This window comes from Halomonas sp. JS92-SW72, assembly GCF_003547075.1.
Classification (GTDB): Bacteria; Pseudomonadota; Gammaproteobacteria; order Pseudomonadales; family Halomonadaceae; genus Halomonas; species Halomonas alkalicola.
The window spans coordinates 1255447-1274025 of record NZ_CP032147.1 but is presented as its reverse complement, the minus strand read 5'-3'; the positions used below and the strand labels follow the sequence as shown (position 1 = coordinate 1274025).

Below are 18579 nucleotides of genomic sequence, written 5' to 3'. Positions count from 1 at the left end.
CTCCGGAGCCGCCCCATGGATGCCCCCCACGACAACCGCTACATCGAGAACCGCACCTTCGACGAGATCCAGGTAGGCGACGAGGCGCACCTCGAGAAGCGCCTGACCCTGGATGACATCAAGCTGTTCGCCATCATGTCCGGCGACATCAACCCCTCCCATGTGGACGACGACTTCGCGCGCAGCTCGCGCTTCCAGGAGGTCATCGCCCACGGCATGTGGGGCGGCGCGCTGATCTCCACGGTGCTAGGCACCCAGCTGCCCGGCCCCGGCACCCTCTACCTGGGCCAGACGCTGAGCTTCCGGGCACCGGTCGCCCTCGGCGACGTGCTCAGGGTCAGCGTGCGCGTCAGCGCCAAGGACGATGCCCGCTCGCAGCTGACCCTCGACTGCCGCTGCGAGAACCAGCGGGGCAAGGTGGTGATCGAGGGCGAGGCCCGCGTGCTCGCCCCCACGGAGAAGATCCGCCGGCCCCGTGCCGTGCTGCCCACGGTGCGCCTGGCCGAACGCGGCCGCCTGCACGAGATCCTCTCCGCCGCCGACCACCCCCCCGCCATCCCCGTGGCGGTGGTGCACCCGGTGGACGATGTCTCGCTGACCGGCGCCGTGGCCGCCGCCCACCAGGGCCTGATCATCCCCCTGCTGGTGGGCCCGGAGGCGAAGATCCGCGCCGCGGCGGATGCCGCCCGGCTCGATATCAGCGAGTTCGAGCTGATCGACGTGCCCCACAGCCACGCCGCCGCGGAGCGCGCCGTGGCGCTGGTGCGGGAGGGACGCGCCGAGGCCCTGATGAAGGGGGCCCTGCACACCGACGAGCTGATGCACGAGGTGCTCAAGCGCGACGGCGGCCTGCGCACCGAGCGCTGCATCAGCCACGTGATGGCCTTCGACGTGCCGACCTACCCGCGCCCGCTGTTCATCACCGACGCCGCCATCAATATCTCGCCGAGCCTCGACCAGAAGCGCGACATCATCTGCAACGCCATCGAGCTGGCCCACGCCCTGGGCAACCAGGCCCCCAGGGTGGCCATCCTCTCCGCGGTGGAGACGGTCAACCCCCGGATCCCCTCCACCCTGGACGCCGCCGCCCTGTGCAAGATGGCCGACCGCGGCCAGATCTGCGGCGGCACCCTGGACGGCCCGCTGGCCTTCGACAACGCCATCTCGGAGAGCGCCGCGCGCACCAAGGGCATCGACTCCCCGGTGGCCGGGCGCGCCGATATCCTGGTGGCCCCGGACCTGGAGTCCGCCAACATGCTGATGAAGCAGCTGACCTACCTGGCCGATGCCACCGGCGCCGGCCTGGTACTGGGCGCCCGGGTCCCGATCATCCTCACCAGCCGCGCCGACGAGGCCATCACCCGCATGGCCTCCTGCGCCCTGGCCCTGCTGGTGGCCGACCACCAGCGGCGCCAGGGGCTGCCCGAGCCGGGAGCCTGAGATGCGTCATATCCTGACCCTCAACAGCGGCTCCTCCAGCCTGAAATTTGCCCTCTACCCGCTGGCGGGCGCCGCTTCCCTCGACGCCCTGACGCCCCGCTATCGCGGCAAGTTCACCGGGCTCAACGGCGGCGCCCCCGGCTTCACGCTGGCGGATGGCGAGGGCCGCCCGGTGGCGGCGGAGATGGGCGAGCTGCCCCCGCGCCTCGACCTGCCGGGCGCCACCGCACGCCTGCTGAGCTGGCTGGAGGCGCACCCCGACCTGGCGCTCGCCGCGGTGGGGCACCGCGTGGTCCACGGCGGCCGCGCCTACCATCGTCCGGTGCGCCTCACCCCCGAGATCACCGACGCGCTCAAGGCCTTCGAGTCGCTGGCACCCCTGCACCAGCCCTTCTGCCTGGCCCCGGTGGCGGCGCTGGCCGAGCGCTACCCCGAGCTGCCCCAGGTGGCCTGCTTCGACACCGCCTTCCATGCCGACCAGCCCGAGGTCGCCCGCTGGTTCGCCCTGCCCCGGGAGATGACCGAGCGCGGACTGATCCGCTACGGCTTCCACGGGCTCTCCTACGACTACATCAACCAGGTGCTGCCGGCCTGCCTGGGCGATGCCCCCCGCGAGCGGGTGATCGTCGCCCACCTGGGCAACGGCGCCAGCCTCTGCGCCATCCGCAACGGCCAGAGCGTGGCCTCCACCATGGGCTTCACCGCCATCGAGGGAATGCCCATGGGCACCCGCAGCGGCAGCCTCGACCCGGGGCTGGTGCTGCACCTGATCCAGCAGGAGGGGATGAGCGCCGACGAGGTCACCGAGCTGCTCTACAAGCGCTCCGGCCTGCTCGGCGTGTCCGGCATCAGCAGCGACATGCGCGAGCTGCTCGCAAGCCCCGCGGCGGAGGCCCGCGAAGCGGTGGCGCTCTACGCCTACCGCGCCGTGCGCGAGATCGGCAGCCTGGCGGCCGCCCTGGGCGGGCTCGACCAACTGGTCTTCACCGCCGGTATCGGCGAGCGCGCCGCCCCGGTGCGCGAGGCCATCTGCCGGGGCTGTGAATGGCTGGGCCTGGCCCTCGACCCCGACGCCAACCGCCGCGACGCCAGCCGCATCAGCCGTGCCGAGAGCCGCGTGGGCGCCTGGGTGATCCCCACCGACGAGGAGCGCATGATCGCCTGGTACAGCGCCCGCCTGCTGGGGCAGGCGTAGGCAGTTTTCGGACAGAGCCTAGTCCGCCAGCGCCTCCTCCACCAGGGCCCGCGCCGCGGGGCTCATGGGCAGGCCCAGCGCCAGCTCATGGGCCTTGGGCGACATCTTCTTCCAGGTCATCTGCACGATGCGGATCAGATGGTCGTGGTCGATCTGCCTGGCGAAGTCCGCGAAGTAGTTCTCCAGGAACACCAGGCAGGCGCAGTCCTCCACCGCCTGGGCGCCCGGGTCGCGCCCCAGGCCCTGCTTGCGGATCATGCGCTGCACCGCCTCGGCCGACTCGTCATCGAAGCCCGCCTCGCGCATCAGCGCGGCGGTGGTCTCGCCGGCACGCTGGCCCTGGTCGCGCCGCCAGGTCAGGTAGCCCACCCGCCCCTCCGGGTAGTCGCTGCGCGGCACCTGCCAGCGCTGCAGGTGCTGGCCGCGCACCGCCAGGCGCATCAGCTCGTCGGGGTGCTCATGCAGCCGCTCCAGCCAGGCGCTCATGCGCCCGGCGTGCCACAGCTCCCGGGGCACGGGCGCCGGCGCCCCCTCCACCTCCACATGGCGCGGGTCCTGCGCGTGCAGCGCATCCAGGGCGGCCAGGGTCTTCGCATAGGGGGTATCGGACATGCTCACTCCTTGTGATCGATGAAGGGCCCACTGCCACCCAGCATATCAGCGGACGCCCGCAGCGGGGCGAAGCCACGCCACCGGGGAGATACACTGAGCGGAGAACCGACCGGGAGAGGCGCCATGAAATACATCTTCGAGGTGCATATCCGCGACGGCTACCGGGCCGAGGAGTACGCCGAGGCCTGGGTGCGCGCCAGCGAGATCATCCAGCGGGCGCCGGGGGCGCGAGGCACCGAGCTGCACCGCAAGATCGACGACCCCACCACCCTGATCGCCATCGCCCACTGGGACAGCAAGGCCAGCCGCGACGCCATGGAGGCCAGGCGCGACCCGACGGTGAAGGCGATCATCAAGAGCGCCGCCCCCTGCTGCGAGATCCGCCTGATCGGCGAATTCGAGGAGCCGGAGTGGGTGGTGATGCCCCCCGAGGAATAGGGGCAGGGAAGCAGTAGGACGTTTCTGATTGCCGCCTGATTGCCACGAAGCTTAAGGCGACTGGTGGGAGATCGGCTCTGCCCGCGGTTCGACGCTTCGACGAATGGCGCCGCAGGCGCCCCGGCGGTGTTGGCTGCCGTCAGCTCATGCCACCCATGCCGGGCACAGGATGCTTAGCCTGCTCGCCTAGCGTAAGCTTGGGTAACCAATGCCCGCCCCGCCATCGACAAGCAGGATGCTGCCATGGACAAGAAGGCCCTCAGCGAACGGGACATCTGCACCAAGTTCATCACCCCGGCGCTGGCGCGCGCCGGCTGGGACATTCAGACCCAGGTGCGCGAGGAGGTCTCCTTCACCGCCGGGCGCATCATCGTGCGCGGGCGGATGCATATTCGCGGCAAGCGCCGCCGCGCCGACTACCTGCTCAGCTACCACAAGAACCAGCCCATCGCGGTGATCGAAGCCAAGGACAACAAGCACGGCCTCGGCGACGGCATGCAGCAGGCGCTCGACTACAGCGACGCCCTGGACGTGCCCTTCGTGTTCACCAGCAACGGTGACGGCTTCCTGTTCCACGACCGCACCGGCCTCGGCAGCCAGACCGAGACCGTGCTCGGCCTCGACGACTTCCCCTCCCCGGAGATGCTCTGGGAACGCTACTGCCGCTACCGGGGCCTGGGGCCCGCCGAGCGCCCGGTGGTGGAGCAGCCCTACTATGACGACGGCAGCGGCCGCAGCCCGCGCTACTACCAGCGCATCGCCATCAACCGCACCGTGGAGGCGGTGGCCCGCGGCCAGGATCGCATCCTGCTGGTGATGGCCACCGGCACCGGCAAGACCTTCACCGCCTTCCAGATCATCTGGCGGCTGTGGAAGGCCAAACAGAAGAAACGCATCCTCTTCCTCGCCGACCGCAACATCCTGGTCGACCAGACCAAGAACAACGACTTCAAGCCCTTCGGCCAGGCGATGACCAAGGTCACCAACCGCACGGTGGACAAGTCGTATGAGATCTACCTGTCGCTCTACCAGGCGGTGACCGGCAGCGAGGAGGAGCAGAACATCTACCGCCAGTTCTCGCCGGACTTCTTCGACCTGATCGTCATCGACGAATGCCACCGGGGCAGCGCCGCGGTGGATTCCGCCTGGCGCCGGGTGCTCGACTACTTCGCGTCCGCTACCCATATCGGCCTGACCGCCACGCCCAAGGAGACGAAAGAGGTCTCCAACATCGACTACTTCGGCGAGCCGCTCTACACCTACTCGCTCAAGCAGGGCATCGAGGATGGCTTCCTCGCCCCCTACAAGGTCATCCGCGTGGATATCGACCGCGACCTGCAGGGCTGGCGGCCCAGCAAGGGGCAGCGCGACAAGCTCGGCCAGGAGATCGAGGACCGCATCTACAACCAGAAGGACTTCGACCGCCAGCTGGTGCTGGAGCCACGCACCGAACTGGTGGCGCGCAAGATCACCGAGTTCCTGGAGGGCAGCGACCCCTACCAGAAGACCATCGTCTTCTGCGAGGACATCGACCACGCCGAGCGCATGCGCCAGGCGCTGGTCAACCTCAACCCCAAACGGGTGGCGGAGAACCGCAAGTACGTGATGCGCATCACCGGCGACGAGGCCGAGGGCAAGGCGGAGCTCGACAACTTCATCAACCCCGAAGAGCGCTATCCAGTCATCGCCACCACCAGCAAGCTGATGACCACCGGCGTCGATGCCCAGACCTGCAAGCTGATCGTGCTCGACCAACGCATCCAGTCGATGACCGAGTTCAAGCAGATCATCGGCCGCGGTACCCGCATCAACGACGACTACCACAAGCACTGGTTCACCATCCTCGACTTCAAGAAGGCCACCGAGCTGTTCGCCGACCCAGACTTCGACGGCGACCCGGTAAAGGTCTACCAGCCCGGCGCCGGCGACCCCGTCACGCCGGATGATGAGCAGGAAGCGAGCGAGACAGCAGTGGAAGGCGTCGAGGAAGAGCTCGCCGGCTACGAGCTGGAGGATGGCGCCACCTGGCAGAACGACGACGCCACGGCCGCGCCGGTGACCGCCTTCGGTGACGATGAAGGCCAGGGCAAGCGGGTGAAGTATGTGGTCGATGACATCACCGTCAGCGTGGTGGCCGAGCGAGTGCAGTACCTGGGCCCGGACGGCAAGCTGATCACCGAGAGCCTGCGCGATTACACCCGTCAGAAGGTGAAGGAGCAGTTCGCCTCCCTCGACGACTTCCTGCGCCGCTGGCACGACGCCGAGCGCAAGCAGGCGATCCTCGACGAGCTGGCCGAACAGGGCATCTTCTGGGAGGAGCTGATCGCCGAGCTCGGCAAGAAGCTCGGCGACGAGCCCGACCCCTTCGACGTGATCTGCCATATCGCCTTCGATCGCCCGCCGCTGACCCGCCGTGAGCGCGCCGAGCAGGTGAAGAAGCGCGACCTCTTCGGCCGCTACGAGGGCCAGGCGCGAAAGGTGCTGGAGTCGCTGGTGGAGAAGTACGCCGACGCCGGCATCACGCCCATCGAGGACCCCAAGGTGCTCACCCTGGCCCCCTTCAGCGCCATCGGCGCCCCCATGGAGCTGGTCAACGCCTTCGGCGGCAAGGCCGGCTACACTCGCGCCGTCCACGAGCTGGAAGATGCCCTCTACCACTCCAGCGGCTGACCGGTATCCTGTCGCCATTCGCCATCGCGCCACCCGGCGTTATCCACACCCCGATGCCGCTCCTCCCGCCTGTGGATGAACCGGCATCTGCCCAGCATCGCAAGGAATCGACACCCCCATGAGCATCAGCACCACCATCAAGTCCATCCAGGACATCATGCGCAAGGACGTCGGCGTCGATGGCGACGCCCAGCGCATCGGCCAGCTCGTCTGGATGCTGTTCCTGAAGATCTTCGATGATCGGGAGCAGGAGTGGGAGATGTTTGACGACGCCTACCGCTCGCCGATCCCCGAGCCGCTGCGCTGGCGCCGCTGGGCCGCCGACCCCGAGGGCATGACCGGCGACGAGCTCAAGGAGTTCGTCGACACCATGCTCTTCCCCGGCCTGCAGCAGCTGCAGCCCCGCGGCGACGACACCCGCGCCGTGGTGATCCGCAACGTCTTCGAGGACGCCTACAACTACATGAAGTCCGGCCAGCTGATGCGCCAGGTGATCAACCGGCTGCAGGACGGCATCGACTTCAACACCCAGGCCGACCGCCACCAGCTCGGCGACATGTACGAGCAGATCCTCAAGGACCTGCAGAGTGCAGGCAACGCCGGCGAGTTCTACACCCCGCGGGCGGTGACCGAGTTCATGGTCAACCGGGTGGACCCCAAGCTCGACGAGATCGTGATGGACCCGGCCTGCGGCACCGGCGGCTTTCTCACCTGCACCATCGAGCACAAGCGCAGCCGCTACGTGCAGACCCCGGAGGACGAGCAGACCCTGCAGGCCAGCATCCGCGGCATCGAGAAGAAGCCCCTGCCCCACCTGCTGGCCACCACCAACCTGATCCTCCACGGCATCGAGGTGCCGGAGCAGATCCGCCACGACAACGCCCTGGCCCGCCCGCTGATCAGCTGGGGGCCCAAGGAGCGGGTGGATGTGATCATCGCCAACCCGCCCTTCGGCGGCATGGAGGAGGACGGCATCGAGACCAACTTCCCCCAGGCTTTCCGCACCCGCGAGACCGCGGACCTCTTCATGACGCTCTTCATCCAGCTCTTGAAGGAGGGCGGCCGCGCCGCCGTGGTGCTGCCGGACGGCTTCCTGTTCGGCGAGGGCATGAAGACCCGCCTCAAGGAGAAGCTGCTTTCCGAGTGCAACCTGCACACCATCGTTCGCCTGCCCAACGGGGTGTTCAACCCCTACACCGGCATCAAGACCAATCTGCTCTTCTTCACCAAGGGCCGGCCCACCGAGCAGATCTGGTACTACGAGCACCCCTACCCCGAGGGGGCCAAGAGCTACAGCAAGACTCGGCCGATGCGCTTTGCGGAGTTCGCCACCGAGATCGACTGGTGGGGTGAGGAGAGCGACGGCTTCGCCGCCCGGGAGGAGACCGAGCAGGCCTGGAAGGTCGGCATCGAGGAGATCAAGGCGCGCAACTACAACCTGGATATCAAGAACCCCCACCAGGGTGAGCAGATCAGCCACGACCCAGAGGAGCTGCTGGCCAAGTACGCCCAGCAGCAGGCGGAGATCCAGGAGCTGCGCGACCAGCTCAAGGAGATCCTTGGCGATGCGCTGAGTCATGCGACTTCCAGGGAGGGCGAACAGGCATGAGCGCGCGCGAGCTGATTACCGACCACCTCGACCTCTGGACCGGAGCCGTGACCCAGAAGCGCAGCGGTGGCCGCGGCAACAATGGAAAGATCGAGCTGACCGGCATCAAGAAGCTGCGCGAGCTAATTCTGGAGCTCGCCGTGCGCGGCAAGCTGGTGGAGCAGGACCCCAGCGACGAGCCCGCCAGCGTATTGCTGGAGCGCATCGCCGAGGAGAAGGCCAGGCTGGTCAAGGAAGGGAAGATCAAGAAACCGCGACAGCTGCCCAAACTTGCAGGAATGGAAAAACCTTTTGACCTTCCTAATGGGTGGAGCTGGGGTCAGCTTGAGGATGTTGGGCACGACTGGGGGCAAAAGCAGCCAGACCAGCAACTTACATATATTGATGTTTCTGCAATTGACAACATCAAGGGGGAAATAAGAAGGCCTGAAGTCATTAGCGCGGATGATGCCCCTTCGCGTGCTAGAAAGAAGGTTATGCCTGGCACACTCATATACTCGACCGTTCGCCCCTATCTTCAAAACATTGCCGTATTAGAAGATCAGTTTGACCCTGAACCTATCGCCAGCACTGCTTTCGCCGTCATCAACCCTTTAGGCGGAATTCCAGCTAGATTTTTGCTTCACTACCTGAGAAGCCCTGCCTTCGTTCGCTACGTGGAGTCAGTTCAGTCAGGCATTGCTTACCCAGCCATCAATGACAAGCAATTTTTCTCGGGCTTAGTACCAATCCCACCGGCTCTGGAGCAACACCGCATCGTCGAAAAAGTCGACGAGCTAATGGCCCTATGTGACCGGCTTGAGCAGCAGGTCGGCGACCAGCTGGAAGCGCATGAGGTGTTGGTCGATACCCTGCTCGACGCCCTCACCCGCTCCGCCGATGCCGCGGAAGTGACCGCGAGCTGGGCCCGCATCGCCGAGCATTTCGATACCCTCTTCACCACCGAAGCCAGCATCGACAAGTTGAAGCAGACCATCCTTCAGCTGGCGGTGATGGGGCGACTGGTGGAGCAGGATCCCAATGATGAACCCGCCAGCGTGCTGCTGCAGCGTATCGCCGAGGAGAAGGCCAGGCTGGTCAAGGAAGGGAAGATCAAGAAGCCGAAGAAATTGCTGGAGGTTGCGGAGGAAGAGAAGTCGTTTGAGGCACCTCATAACTGGGCTTTTACAAGGATGACAGAGCTATACGATCTTCAAAACGGATACGCATTCAAAAGCGGATGGTTTAGCCATTCTGGCATTAAGCTTCTGCGAAATATAAACATTTCACATGGTGTAATTGATTGGAGTGAATGCGCCCTACTGCCGGAAAGCATGGCGAGTGAATATCAAAGATTCTCCCTGCGCAGTGGAGACTTGGTGATCTCACTCGACCGCCCTCTAATCAGCACTGGATTAAAATACTCAGTCGTTAAAGAAAAAGACCTTCCATGTCTTTTGCTTCAGCGTGTCGCTCGTTTCCAGCCGTATTCGGACACAGTTATCACTCGCTACTTAGAATACTGGCTCAACTCTGCTATGTTCACAAGCTCAATTGATCCCGGACGAAGCAACGGAGTACCGCACATATCTACGGGCCAGATTGGAAAAGTCGTCTTTCCACTCCCCCCGAAAGATGAACAACACCGCATCGTCGACAAAGTCGACGAGCTGATGGCCCTCTGCGACCAGCTCAAGGCCCGCCTGGGCGAGGCCGGCGCGACCCGCACTCACCTCGCCGAGGCAGTGGTGGAACAGGCGGTGAACTGATGGCTTAGACCACCTGAGCCATCCCGGGAGGACAGAGCAAGTAAGAACCCCCGCGTAAGCTCGTGAGAGCCAAGAGGCGGGGGCCGTGTTGACGCATGTGTACGGCGCTCAGCGCATCAGGCTCAAGCCTGCATCCGGAACACATTGGCCGGCATTGCCGGTCGGTCATCCAGTCGGATCCGGGTCAGTACATAGACCAGGGGGCGCTCTGGGCTGCCATTGATGCGAAATACCTCGCCGTCGAGGGCAGCACCCCGGTCCAGCATGCGGTGAAGCATGTCCAGGTGCCCCCGCGGAACATAACCGAGCTTTCGTCCGGCGCTCTCCATCCTGATAGCGTGTGCATCAACCTGGTTTTCAGGTTCCGGCACGAACTGCACGGGTTCGCCCTTGCTCAGGTCTGAGGCGTCGAGTTCTGCTTCATGGCGGAACCCAGCCACCTCCACCAGCACCTCGAAGGCTTCAGGCGGATCATCGAAGGGATGAACCAGCTCGAAGCCATCGTTGGGTAGCTTGGCACCGCTGTACCCCAGCAGGGCGAAGTCGCTGATCTCGGCATCGGCAGGGATGGCACGCAGCTCCAGATAGCGACTGAAATCGCCTCGGCTTCGCGGCGGCAGGCGCCGCTTGAAGGCCTCCATCACCTGGTGGCTGTGCTCCACCTGCTTCAGCGGGAAGGCGGGATAGCCTTCGAAGCCCATTTGCTTCGCCTCTGTCATCTCGGGGCCGTGGTCATATTGAAGCACTACCTGACCGCCCTTCATCACCAGCTGGCCCACGCGATAGCGAGAGCGTTTCTTGCTCTCGCGGGCCTGCCAGAAGAGCAGCAGCCGCTGTGGTTCCACCAGATGTTCGATAAAGCGGGTCATGTCAGTTCTCCAGCGCCTCCAGCAGGCGCGCTCTCCTTGTCAGCGTCAGGAAGGCAATAAATTCAGCACGTTGAGCTGTATGCGGGTGCGGAAGGTCGAACTGTGTGAGGCGGTACAGCATGGCCTCCAAGTCATCTTCGCACCATCTTTGCAGCCGTTCTATCAGTATCGGTCGGATATGGGGAAAGTGCCGACAGTACGCGACGACTCCTTCGATCAATGGTAGGCGCCGACTGTCGTCCCTGGCCCAGCGCATCTGATGCTGGCCCCTTCGCAGGTATCCCGCGAGCTCGTTCGGGTCGCGCATCATGCGCTGCATCTTCTCCGGTAACAACTCATGCCCCAGGCTGGTGCCGTTGTCGAAGTAGGGCGCGAACCGTGCCAAAGGCCCTTCCTCGCTCCAGATCAGCCCCCAGTTTTCCTGATGGCGGTCGGTGTTACCGATCAGCGCATCGAAACAGAGACACAGCCCCCAGTAGCGCCGCCAGTCATGGGTCAGCCACTTGCCACGCTCAAGAATGCGGCTGATCTCGATGATGGTAGCCAGGTTGTGCTGCTTCCCCTTTTCACGGTCATAGCCCGGAATACGGCGCTGCATGTAGTCGCCTCCGGGGAAATAGCGCTCATCTCCACTGCCGGGGTAGCCCATGAACCACTCGTTCAGGGTGCCGGGTTCATTACGCTCCGAATCGATCGCCACGAACACCGGCGGCAGGGTCAGCCCCATCAGGCGTCCGATGCGAAAGGCGATCAGCTCGGCCCAGTACTGATCGGGGTGACGTGGCTTGCCAGGGTCGTTGGCACTCTTGATGGCTTCCTTGAACAGGTAGTTATGGCCCGGCAAACAGAAGTCGAACGGAGCCGGATTCGGGCAGACCAGCAGCGACTTGTCCCGAGCGCCAACCGGGAAGACCTCGTATTCCTGATGGATGTCCCAGCTCGCAATATCGATGACCTGATCTGGTCCTTGCTCGACTCCCTCACGATCGATCATGGCGCGGTCCCTGGCAGCCCGGAATCAAAAAACCCCTCAGCAGCATCACCGCAGAGCGGATCCGCCGATCGGGGCCGTGTTGGTAATTACTATAACACCCCTGCAAAACCTGCCCACCACCCACAAAAAACCCCCACAAGGTGCGGGGGCGAAGGACGCGGTCCGGCCGGACATGCCGAGGGGACGGGGGAACCTGGGCCGGCCGCGTCGGGGAACACCATACATCGGGACCGGGCCTGGGCCCGGTCCGCGAGCCTTACGACTCGACCTTCTCCTGAACGCGCTGCATCAGCTCGGGGTCCTGCTGAACCGCCATGCCGATGGCGTTGAAGGTATCCACGTCGAGACCACCCTCCTCGACCGCTTCGACCATCTTGTCGTTGGCCTCCATCTGCACTTCCTGCTGGGCGGCTTCGTCCTCGGCGGCCTGCAGGCGCTCGGTGTACTCCTGGGAGATCACGACGATCTCCTGGGAGACCTCCGCAAACTGCTCGAGCTGCTCATCGGTGAAGTCCGTCGCCGGGGCCGCGGCCTGGGGCTGCTCGGGAGCGGCGGCCGGATCCTGCTGGGCGTGGGCGGTGGCCGACATCAGGCCGGCGCTGAGCAGGGCGGCGGAAAAAAGGGCTGTCATCCGTTTCATTGATACCTCCAGAGAATCACCCCAGGGGGGCGTTACGTGCATGTGCCCCCTGTGACGACACTCACCCACTCGCGTTCAACATTTTCCGGTAACCCTTGGTAACAGGTTGATTCATCAGGTGTCAGGCCGCGGTTCCCCTCGCCTCGGCATCCAGCCGCTGGGCGGTCTGGTCCACCGCACGCAGCCAGATCAGCAGCAGCGCCCCCAGGGCCACGAAGCCGCCGGCCAGCCACAGGCCGGTGTAGTAGTGGCCGGTGGCCTCGGCGAGCATGCCGGTGAGCGCCGGGGCGACGATCTGCGCCACGCCGTAGGCCAGCGTCATGCGCCCCATCATCCGCGCCGGGCTCTGGGGGTAGAGCCGGCCGGCCATGGTCAGCACCAGGCTCACACAGCCGAGGAAGGTGCCGCCGTAGAGCACGGCGCTGATCAGCACGCCGGCCAGGCTAGAGGTGAGCGCCGGCAGCACGATGCCCACCACCTGCAGGGCCATGGCCGCGATCAGCGCGCCCAGGTAACCGAAGCGCCGGGCGATCAGGTCCCACACCATCACCGCGGGGGCGGCGGCCAGGCCCACCAGGGCGAAGGTCCAGTTGCCGGCGCCGGCCAGCAGCGGCTCGCGCTCCACGATGGCCACGATGAAGGTGGCGCTGATCACGTAGCCGTAGCCGGCGCAGAAGTAGGCGGCCAGCATCAGCCGCATAAAGGTGCGGCTGCGCGGTATGGCCGCGGGCGCGGCACTCGCGGCGGCGCCTTCTACAGGCTTCGTCGGTCGCGGCAGCCAGCGCCAGGCAGGCACCAGCAGCGCCGCGGCCAAGGCGGTGAAGCCCCACCACTGGGCCTGCCAGTCGAAGGAAAGGCGCAGCATCAGCTCCACCGCCAGGGCAGCCACCAGCATGCCGAGCCCCACCCCGGCGAAGTGGATGCCCAGCTCGCCGCGCTGCCGGTGGCTGATCAGCCAGTGCAGGATCAGCCCCGAGGCCAGCAGCATGGCACCGCTGCTTGAGAAACCGGCCACGAAGCGCATGGCCGCCCACAGCCAGAAGCTGTCCGCGAGGGCCATGCCGGCGGTGGAGAGCACCGCCAGCACCAGGGTGAGGCGGTAGAGGGTGTCCTTGAGCCGGATGCTGTGGATGGAGGCCGCGGTGAGCGCCCCCAGCATGTAGCCGGCGTAATTGAGCGCGGCCAGCCAGCCGCCCTGGGCGTCGGAGAGCCAGGCCTGCTGCTGCATCACCGGCAGCAGCGGCGTATAGGCGAAGCGTGCCACGCCGATGCAGAGCAGCTGGCTGAACACCCCGGCCAGCAGCACCCGATAGCGCGGGGAGAGAAATCCCGGGGAAGGCACCCCGAGGGAGGATGACGAAGGCGTGGCCATGCCTGGCGCTCCTGAGGTCCGTGTTGTCGTTGTGTCGTTATGACGCTAAGGGTTCTACCTTACCCCGACTCGCCCCACACCACCCCCCCGACGAAAGCCAAGGAAGCGCCCCGCCGCATGACGTCGCCGAATACCGACATATCGCTGCCACATTGTCGGCATAACTTGCTACTCTCGGGCTCAGACCACCCCCAACAGGAGAGTGCCCCATGTGGGACGACCGCTACAGCACGGATGACTATGTCTACGGCACCGAACCCAACGACTTCCTGCGCGAGCAGGCCGGCCTGATCGGCGAGGCGCCGAAGCGTGTGCTCTGCCTGGCCGACGGCGAGGGGCGCAACGGAGTCTACCTGGCGGGGCTCGGCCACTGGGTCACCTCGGTGGACGCCTCCTCGGTGGGCCTGCGCAAGGCCGCCCAGCTGGCCGAGGAGAAGGGCGTGGCGCTGACCACCCTCAACGCCGACCTCACCGCCCACGAGTTCGCCCCCGAGTCCTACGACGCCGTGGTCTCGATCTTCTGCCACCTGCCCACCGCGGGGCGCCCCCACCTGCACCGCCAGGTGATCCGCGCCCTCAAGCCCGGCGGCGTGCTGATCCTCGAGGCCTATACGCCCCAGCAGGCGACCCGCAATACCGGCGGCCCCGGCACCCCGGACCGCACCCTCACGGCCGCCGAGCTCGATGCCGCCTTCGCCGAGCTGGAGATCCAGCTCAGCCGGGAGTGCGAGCGCGAGGTGCTGGAGGGGCGCGGCCATACCGGCCTGGGCGCCGTGGTGCAGTTCATCGCCCGCAAGCGCTGAGAACGAGGAACCCCGTGATGACGCTTTTCTCCCGCCTTCAGGACGTCGGCTCCCCCGCCATCGGCCTGGGCTGCATGAACCTCTCCCACGGCTACGGCCAACCGGTGCCCGAGGCGGAGGCGCTGCGCGCCCTGGATGCCGCCTTCGACATGGGCTATCGCCACTTCGATACCGCCACCCTCTACGGCGCCACCGCCAACGAGCGGCTGGTCGGCAAGGCCCTCTCCGCCAAGCGCGGCGAGATCCTGCTGGCCAGCAAGTGCGGCATGGCCATGGACCCCGAACAGGGCAGGAAGGTGATCGACGGCCGCCCGGCCACCCTGCGCCGCCAGTGCGAGGAGAGCCTCGAGCGCCTGGGCACCGACCATATCGACCTCTACTACCTGCACCGCTGGGACCGCCAGGTGCCCATCGAGGAGAGCGTGGGGGAGCTGGGCCGCCTGGTGGCAGAGGGCAAGATCGGCGCCGTGGGGCTCTCCGAGGTCTCGGCGGCCACCCTGCGCCGGGCCCAGGCCGAGCATCCCATCGCCGCGGTGCAGTCGGAGTACTCGCTGTGGACCCGCAACCCGGAGATCGCGGTGATCGAGGCGTGCCGCGAGGTGGGCGCGGCCCTGGTGGCCTTCAGCCCTCTGGGCCGCGGCTTCCTGGCCGGGGCGATCCAGGCCGACACCCCGCTGGCGGAGGGCGACATGCGCCGCACCATGCCGCGCTTCAGCGCCGAGCACCTGCCGCACAACCTGGCGCTGCTGGCCGAGCTTGAGGCCGTGGCAGAGCGGCTCGAGGTGACCACCGGCCAGCTCGCCCTGGCCTGGCTGCGCGCCCAGGGCGACGATATCCTGCCGATCCCCGGCACCCGCTCCATCGCGCACATGGGCGAGAACCTGGCCGCCGGTGAGCTGCGCCTGGAGGCCACCACCGTGGCGCGGCTCGATGCGCTGCTGGCCCCGGAGCGGGTGGCCGGCGGACGCTACGCCGAGGCGCAGCAGGCCGAGGTGGATACCGAGGAGTTCGCGCACGCCTGAGGCTCACCTGGGCAGCACAAATGAACCCCGCGCAGGCGTGAGCCTGGGCGGGGTTCTCGCTATCAGAGGCAGGCCGCCGGGGCGCCGGCCTCAATCCAGGGCGCGGTCGTCGTCCTCGCTGGGGAAGTCCAGGTCCTCCAGGCGGCCGGTCACCGCGGTGGCGATGTTGGCCAGGTGCGAGGCCACCCGCTTGTAGTGGCGGGCCAGCAGCGAGTAGGCCACCGCCTCGTGGAACTCGACCGCCTCCTCCTCGCGCAGCAGCGCCTCGATCAGCTTGTCGCAGCGGCTGCGGATCTCGCGGGTGGCGGTGATGACCCGGTGGGCCTTGGCCTCGTCGGAGTCGCGGGTGGCGGCGATCAACTCCTGGAACAGGCCGTTCAAGCGCTCGGCCATCTCGTCCAGCGGCTTCTGGTAGCTCGGCACGTGGAAGCCTTCGCTGTAGAAGACGCCGACCTCGAAGACGTTCTTGCAGTAGTCGCCGATGCGCTCGGCGTCCTTGGCCACGCTCATCAGCGCCAGGCAGATGGCCACGTCGTGGCCGGGGTTGACGGTGAGATGGCGCAGCACCTTGCGGCGGATGGAGCGCTCGAGCTCGTTGACGGCGCCATCGCGCTGGTAGAGCGGCTGGCGCACCTCCTCGGCGGGCACGGTGCTGTAGAGCACCTCGTTGGCGCGGGCGAACATCCAGGCGCCGTGCTCGAGCATCCCGGTCAGGTCCGCGTAGGCCTGGTCGATGCTGTTCTCGGAGGTGAGGGCGCTATAGAGCTGTCGAAACATGGGGAACCTCCCGGTTGGCCGCGCTCAGCGCAGGCTCATGAACAGTTCGGTGAGGGTGATGCCGACCAGCGGCACCACCAGAAATACGCCGATCAGGAACAGGAAGGCGTAGCGGATCTGCTTGCCGGCCAGGCGGCCGTACCAGGTGGCGATGCGCAGCGGGATGACCCGCAGCGGCCACCAGATGGCGGTACCCGTCAGGTTGAAGATGACATGGAACAGCGCCACCGTCATCGCCGCGGCGATGGGATTGGCGGTGGCGGCCAGCACGCTGGTCACCGTGGTGCCCAGGTTGGCGCCCATCATGAAGGGCAGCACCCGGCGCAGGCGCACCACCCCGGCCCCGGCCAGCGGCACCATCAGGCTGCTGGTGATGGAGCTGGACTGCACCAGCACGGTGGAAACCACCCCGACCCCGTAGGCACGGGTGTCGGTGCGGAAGAAGTAGGTGCGAAACAGGCCGTCCATGTGGCGCAGCAGGGCACCGCGCAGGTTCTGCACCATGAACACCAGGGCGGCGAACATCAGCAGCAGGCCGATGCCGGCCGTCAGCAGACCGGCCGCCGCCGGGCTCGGCATCAGGGTGGCACCGATCCAGTTGGCGCTGTCCACGATAGGCGCGGTGATCACCTTGATCGGGCTATTTGGGCGCGCGACCTCCTCCAGGCCGATCAGCTCCGCCAGCCAGGCGGCCAGCCGGGTGAAGATGCCGCGGCCGCCCTCGTGGAACATGCCGGTGAACCACTCGATCGGGAAGACGATCAGCACGGTCAGGATATTGAAGAAGTCGTGCATCATCGCCGCGGTGAAGGAGCGGCGGAAGTTGCGCTTGATGCGCACGTTGGCCAGCGCCACGATCACCCCGGTCACCGCGGTGCCGATGTTGGCGCCCATGATGGCGAACACGGCGGTGCCCAGCGTCATCTCGCCGCTGGCCACCAGGGTGACGATCAGCGCCGAGGTGAACGACGAGCTCTGCACGATCATGGTGACCAGCACACCCGCCATCAGGGCGATGAAGGGGTTCTCGCCATAGGCGAAGGCGCGGGTCAGCATATCGCTGTCGCTGCCGAAGGTGCCGAGCCCGGCGCCCAGCACGTTGAGGGCGGCCAGGAACAGGTAGAGGCACAGGCCGGCGTAGATGCCCCTCAGCCAGGCAGGCACCTCGTGAGTGGCCTGGCGGGCGAGAGCGGGACGATCGGTGGAAGGTCCTGGATTCGACATTAGCGGTCTGCCGTGTAGGTGAACGGTCCCTTCGTGACGGTTACGTGACGATTCCGTGTCAGTGGGCGCAACGTAGCGCCACTATGTGACACTTTGATGACACCCGCACCTTACATCGTCAGGAGTCGTCACGCGATGCTGTCCGCCGCACGCGGCGGCGCTGGCCCAGGCGGGAGATCCCGCGGCGCACCGGGCGCCATAGCCGGGTGAGCAGCCACAGCGCGGGAATGCCCAGCACCAGCCAGGGAGTGAGGAAGACCACCACCAGGATCACCTGGCCCACCGACTCGAAGAAGAGGCTGACGCTGCGGTCCAGGGCGCGCCACAGTGGGGCCAGGGGGCCGTGCTGGTGGGGCTCCACCCAGCGCTGCTGCTGGAAGCTGGCGGTCACCGAGACGCTCTCGGTGACCCGGGAGAGATGGCGCTGGCGGCCCTGCATCGACTCGATCTCGCCCTGCACCCGGGCCAGCTCCCGTTCCACCTGCAAGAGGTCCTGGATGCGCCGCTCGCTGAAGCCGCGCCCCTCCTGGGCCAGCTCGGCGAGCCGTTCGCGCAGCACCACCTGCTGGGCCAGGCGCGCCTCCAGGTCGATCATCTGCTGGGTACGGTCCTCGCGGGTGATCTCCGCGCCGCTCAGCGCCGGGGAATCGCCGAGGCGCTGCACCGGCTCGGCCTCGTCGATGCGGTCGCGGTCGATGCGCATCACCAGGGTGCCGCCGGCCAGCCCCTGGCGCGGGGTGTTGAGCCGCCCCTGCTCCACCTGGCAGCCGCCCATGCCCAGGCAGGCCTCATGGACCTCGTGGTAGGCGACCACCAGAGCGTCGGCGGCATCGAACTGCAGCTGGTAGTGGCGCCGCTCCTCGATGCGCGAGGCGTCCGCCTCGGCGCCCGCTTCCGGGGCCCGGGCACCGCCGGCCAGATCGGCCTGGCGTACCATGGCCTCGCCGGCGAACTCCTTGCCGGAAAACTCCTGGCCGGTGGCGTAGGGGTCGGAATAGGGCGAGGAGACCTGGCCGCCATCGAAGGCGTCGCAGCCGGAGAGCCCCAGCGCGGCCAGCAGGCCCAGGCCCGAAAAAAGGAGACCCGGCAGGCGGGGGCGGAAGGAGATAAAAGCACGGGAGGGCATGCCGGGGTCGTCCATGACGGGGAGAATGCCTGAAGCGTAG

The 18579-nt window shown here is 66.6% G+C and carries 16 protein-coding genes; 8 read left to right on the top strand and 8 right to left on the bottom strand.

Annotated elements, in window-relative coordinates:
* The first annotated feature begins 15 nt into the window (after positions 1-15).
* Both D1793_RS06080 and D1793_RS06075 read left to right on the top strand, forming a co-directional pair.
* On the top strand, positions 16-1440 hold the full coding sequence (locus D1793_RS06080) for a bifunctional enoyl-CoA hydratase/phosphate acetyltransferase (protein WP_119021355.1): 1425 nt from the start codon (positions 16-18) through the stop codon (positions 1438-1440).
* Between the two features lies 1 nt (position 1441).
* On the top strand, positions 1442-2635 hold the full coding sequence (locus tag D1793_RS06075; RefSeq protein WP_119021354.1) for an acetate/propionate family kinase: 1194 nt from the start codon (positions 1442-1444) through the stop codon (positions 2633-2635).
* Positions 2636-2653: 18 nt separating this feature from the next.
* Here the strand turns inward: D1793_RS06075 and D1793_RS06070 are convergent, their stop codons facing one another.
* A complete protein-coding gene (locus tag D1793_RS06070; protein ID WP_119021353.1) occupies positions 2654-3247 on the bottom strand; it encodes a DUF4202 domain-containing protein in 594 nt (197 codons plus the stop codon).
* Positions 3248-3370: 123 nt separating this feature from the next.
* Here D1793_RS06070 and D1793_RS06065 point away from each other — a divergent pair, with 123 nt between their 5' ends.
* The 4 genes from D1793_RS06065 to D1793_RS06050 all read left to right on the top strand — a co-directional run bounded on the left by D1793_RS06065 (position 3371) and on the right by D1793_RS06050 (position 9712).
* Positions 3371-3685 carry an antibiotic biosynthesis monooxygenase family protein gene (locus D1793_RS06065; RefSeq protein ID WP_119021352.1) on the top strand — a complete coding sequence of 105 codons (315 nt, stop codon included), beginning with the start codon at positions 3371-3373 and terminating at the stop codon, positions 3683-3685.
* Between the two features lie 243 nt (positions 3686-3928).
* On the top strand, positions 3929-6355 hold the full coding sequence (locus D1793_RS06060) for a DEAD/DEAH box helicase family protein (RefSeq protein ID WP_119021351.1): 2427 nt from the start codon (positions 3929-3931) through the stop codon (positions 6353-6355).
* A gap of 118 nt (positions 6356-6473) precedes the next feature.
* The gene (locus tag D1793_RS06055; RefSeq protein ID WP_119021350.1) at positions 6474-7964 is read left to right on the top strand and encodes a class I SAM-dependent DNA methyltransferase; all 1491 of its coding nucleotides are present in this window, start codon (positions 6474-6476) and stop codon (positions 7962-7964) included.
* Positions 7961-9712 carry a restriction endonuclease subunit S gene (locus D1793_RS06050; RefSeq protein WP_119021349.1) on the top strand — a complete coding sequence of 584 codons (1752 nt, stop codon included), beginning with the start codon at positions 7961-7963 and terminating at the stop codon, positions 9710-9712. The genes D1793_RS06055 and D1793_RS06050 overlap by 4 nt, the downstream gene beginning before the upstream one ends.
* Before the next feature lie 122 nt (positions 9713-9834).
* On the opposite strand, the gene D1793_RS06045 is transcribed toward D1793_RS06050, so the two are convergent.
* From D1793_RS06045 to D1793_RS06030, 4 genes are all read right to left on the bottom strand, one after another.
* Complete coding sequence (locus tag D1793_RS06045; RefSeq protein WP_119021348.1) at positions 9835-10581, bottom strand: HIRAN domain-containing protein; 747 nt, start codon at positions 10579-10581, stop codon at positions 9835-9837.
* A gap of 1 nt (position 10582) precedes the next feature.
* Entirely contained in the window at positions 10583-11575 is a 993-nt protein-coding gene (locus D1793_RS06040) for a hypothetical protein (RefSeq protein WP_119021347.1), read from the bottom strand.
* A 256-nt stretch (positions 11576-11831) separates the two neighbouring features.
* Positions 11832-12215: a DUF4168 domain-containing protein gene (locus D1793_RS06035; RefSeq protein WP_119021346.1), complete on the bottom strand. Its 384-nt coding sequence runs from the start codon at positions 12213-12215 to the stop codon at positions 11832-11834.
* Positions 12216-12336: 121 nt separating this feature from the next.
* Positions 12337-13587, bottom strand: coding sequence for a YbfB/YjiJ family MFS transporter (locus D1793_RS06030; protein ID WP_119021345.1), 1251 nt, complete (start codon positions 13585-13587; stop codon positions 12337-12339).
* A 209-nt stretch (positions 13588-13796) separates the two neighbouring features.
* On the opposite strand from D1793_RS06030, the gene D1793_RS06025 reads away from it, so the two are divergent.
* Together D1793_RS06025 and D1793_RS06020 are read left to right on the top strand one after the other, a co-directional pair.
* Positions 13797-14390, top strand: coding sequence for a class I SAM-dependent methyltransferase (locus tag D1793_RS06025; protein ID WP_119021344.1), 594 nt, complete (start codon positions 13797-13799; stop codon positions 14388-14390).
* A 17-nt stretch (positions 14391-14407) separates the two neighbouring features.
* Complete coding sequence (locus D1793_RS06020; RefSeq protein WP_240407788.1) at positions 14408-15412, top strand: aldo/keto reductase; 1005 nt, start codon at positions 14408-14410, stop codon at positions 15410-15412.
* 90 nt (positions 15413-15502) lie between these two features.
* Here the strand turns inward: D1793_RS06020 and D1793_RS06015 are convergent, their stop codons facing one another.
* From D1793_RS06015 to D1793_RS06005, 3 genes are all read right to left on the bottom strand, one after another.
* The gene (locus D1793_RS06015) at positions 15503-16189 is read right to left on the bottom strand and encodes a PhoU domain-containing protein (protein WP_119021343.1); all 687 of its coding nucleotides are present in this window, start codon (positions 16187-16189) and stop codon (positions 15503-15505) included.
* Positions 16190-16213: 24 nt separating this feature from the next.
* Entirely contained in the window at positions 16214-17413 is a 1200-nt protein-coding gene (locus D1793_RS06010) for a Na/Pi cotransporter family protein (RefSeq protein WP_240407787.1), read from the bottom strand.
* A 118-nt stretch (positions 17414-17531) separates the two neighbouring features.
* The gene (locus tag D1793_RS06005) at positions 17532-18539 is read right to left on the bottom strand and encodes a DUF4349 domain-containing protein (protein ID WP_162899926.1); all 1008 of its coding nucleotides are present in this window, start codon (positions 18537-18539) and stop codon (positions 17532-17534) included.
* Between the last annotated feature and the right edge of the window lie 40 nt (positions 18540-18579).

Bases quoted from the DNA above. Each gene is read 5' to 3' on its own strand.
- D1793_RS06030 (WP_119021345.1), bottom strand. From the start codon at position 13,587: ATGGCCACGCCTTCGTCATCCTCCCTCGGGGTGCCTTCCCCGGGATTT.
- D1793_RS06050 (WP_119021349.1), top strand. From the start codon at position 7,961: ATGAGCGCGCGCGAGCTGATTACCGACCACCTCGACCTCTGGACCGGA.
- D1793_RS06020 (WP_240407788.1), top strand. From the start codon at position 14,408: ATGACGCTTTTCTCCCGCCTTCAGGACGTCGGCTCCCCCGCCATCGGC.
- D1793_RS06015 (WP_119021343.1), bottom strand. From the start codon at position 16,189: ATGTTTCGACAGCTCTATAGCGCCCTCACCTCCGAGAACAGCATCGAC.
- D1793_RS06045 (WP_119021348.1), bottom strand. From the start codon at position 10,581: ATGACCCGCTTTATCGAACATCTGGTGGAACCACAGCGGCTGCTGCTC.
- D1793_RS06035 (WP_119021346.1), bottom strand. From the start codon at position 12,215: ATGAAACGGATGACAGCCCTTTTTTCCGCCGCCCTGCTCAGCGCCGGC.
- D1793_RS06080 (WP_119021355.1), top strand. From the start codon at position 16: ATGGATGCCCCCCACGACAACCGCTACATCGAGAACCGCACCTTCGAC.
- D1793_RS06040 (WP_119021347.1), bottom strand. From the start codon at position 11,575: ATGATCGATCGTGAGGGAGTCGAGCAAGGACCAGATCAGGTCATCGAT.
- D1793_RS06005 (WP_162899926.1), bottom strand. From the start codon at position 18,539: ATGCCCTCCCGTGCTTTTATCTCCTTCCGCCCCCGCCTGCCGGGTCTC.
- D1793_RS06025 (WP_119021344.1), top strand. From the start codon at position 13,797: ATGTGGGACGACCGCTACAGCACGGATGACTATGTCTACGGCACCGAA.
- D1793_RS06010 (WP_240407787.1), bottom strand. From the start codon at position 17,413: ATGTCGAATCCAGGACCTTCCACCGATCGTCCCGCTCTCGCCCGCCAG.
- D1793_RS06065 (WP_119021352.1), top strand. From the start codon at position 3,371: ATGAAATACATCTTCGAGGTGCATATCCGCGACGGCTACCGGGCCGAG.
- D1793_RS06070 (WP_119021353.1), bottom strand. From the start codon at position 3,247: ATGTCCGATACCCCCTATGCGAAGACCCTGGCCGCCCTGGATGCGCTG.
- D1793_RS06060 (WP_119021351.1), top strand. From the start codon at position 3,929: ATGGACAAGAAGGCCCTCAGCGAACGGGACATCTGCACCAAGTTCATC.
- D1793_RS06075 (WP_119021354.1), top strand. From the start codon at position 1,442: ATGCGTCATATCCTGACCCTCAACAGCGGCTCCTCCAGCCTGAAATTT.
- D1793_RS06055 (WP_119021350.1), top strand. From the start codon at position 6,474: ATGAGCATCAGCACCACCATCAAGTCCATCCAGGACATCATGCGCAAG.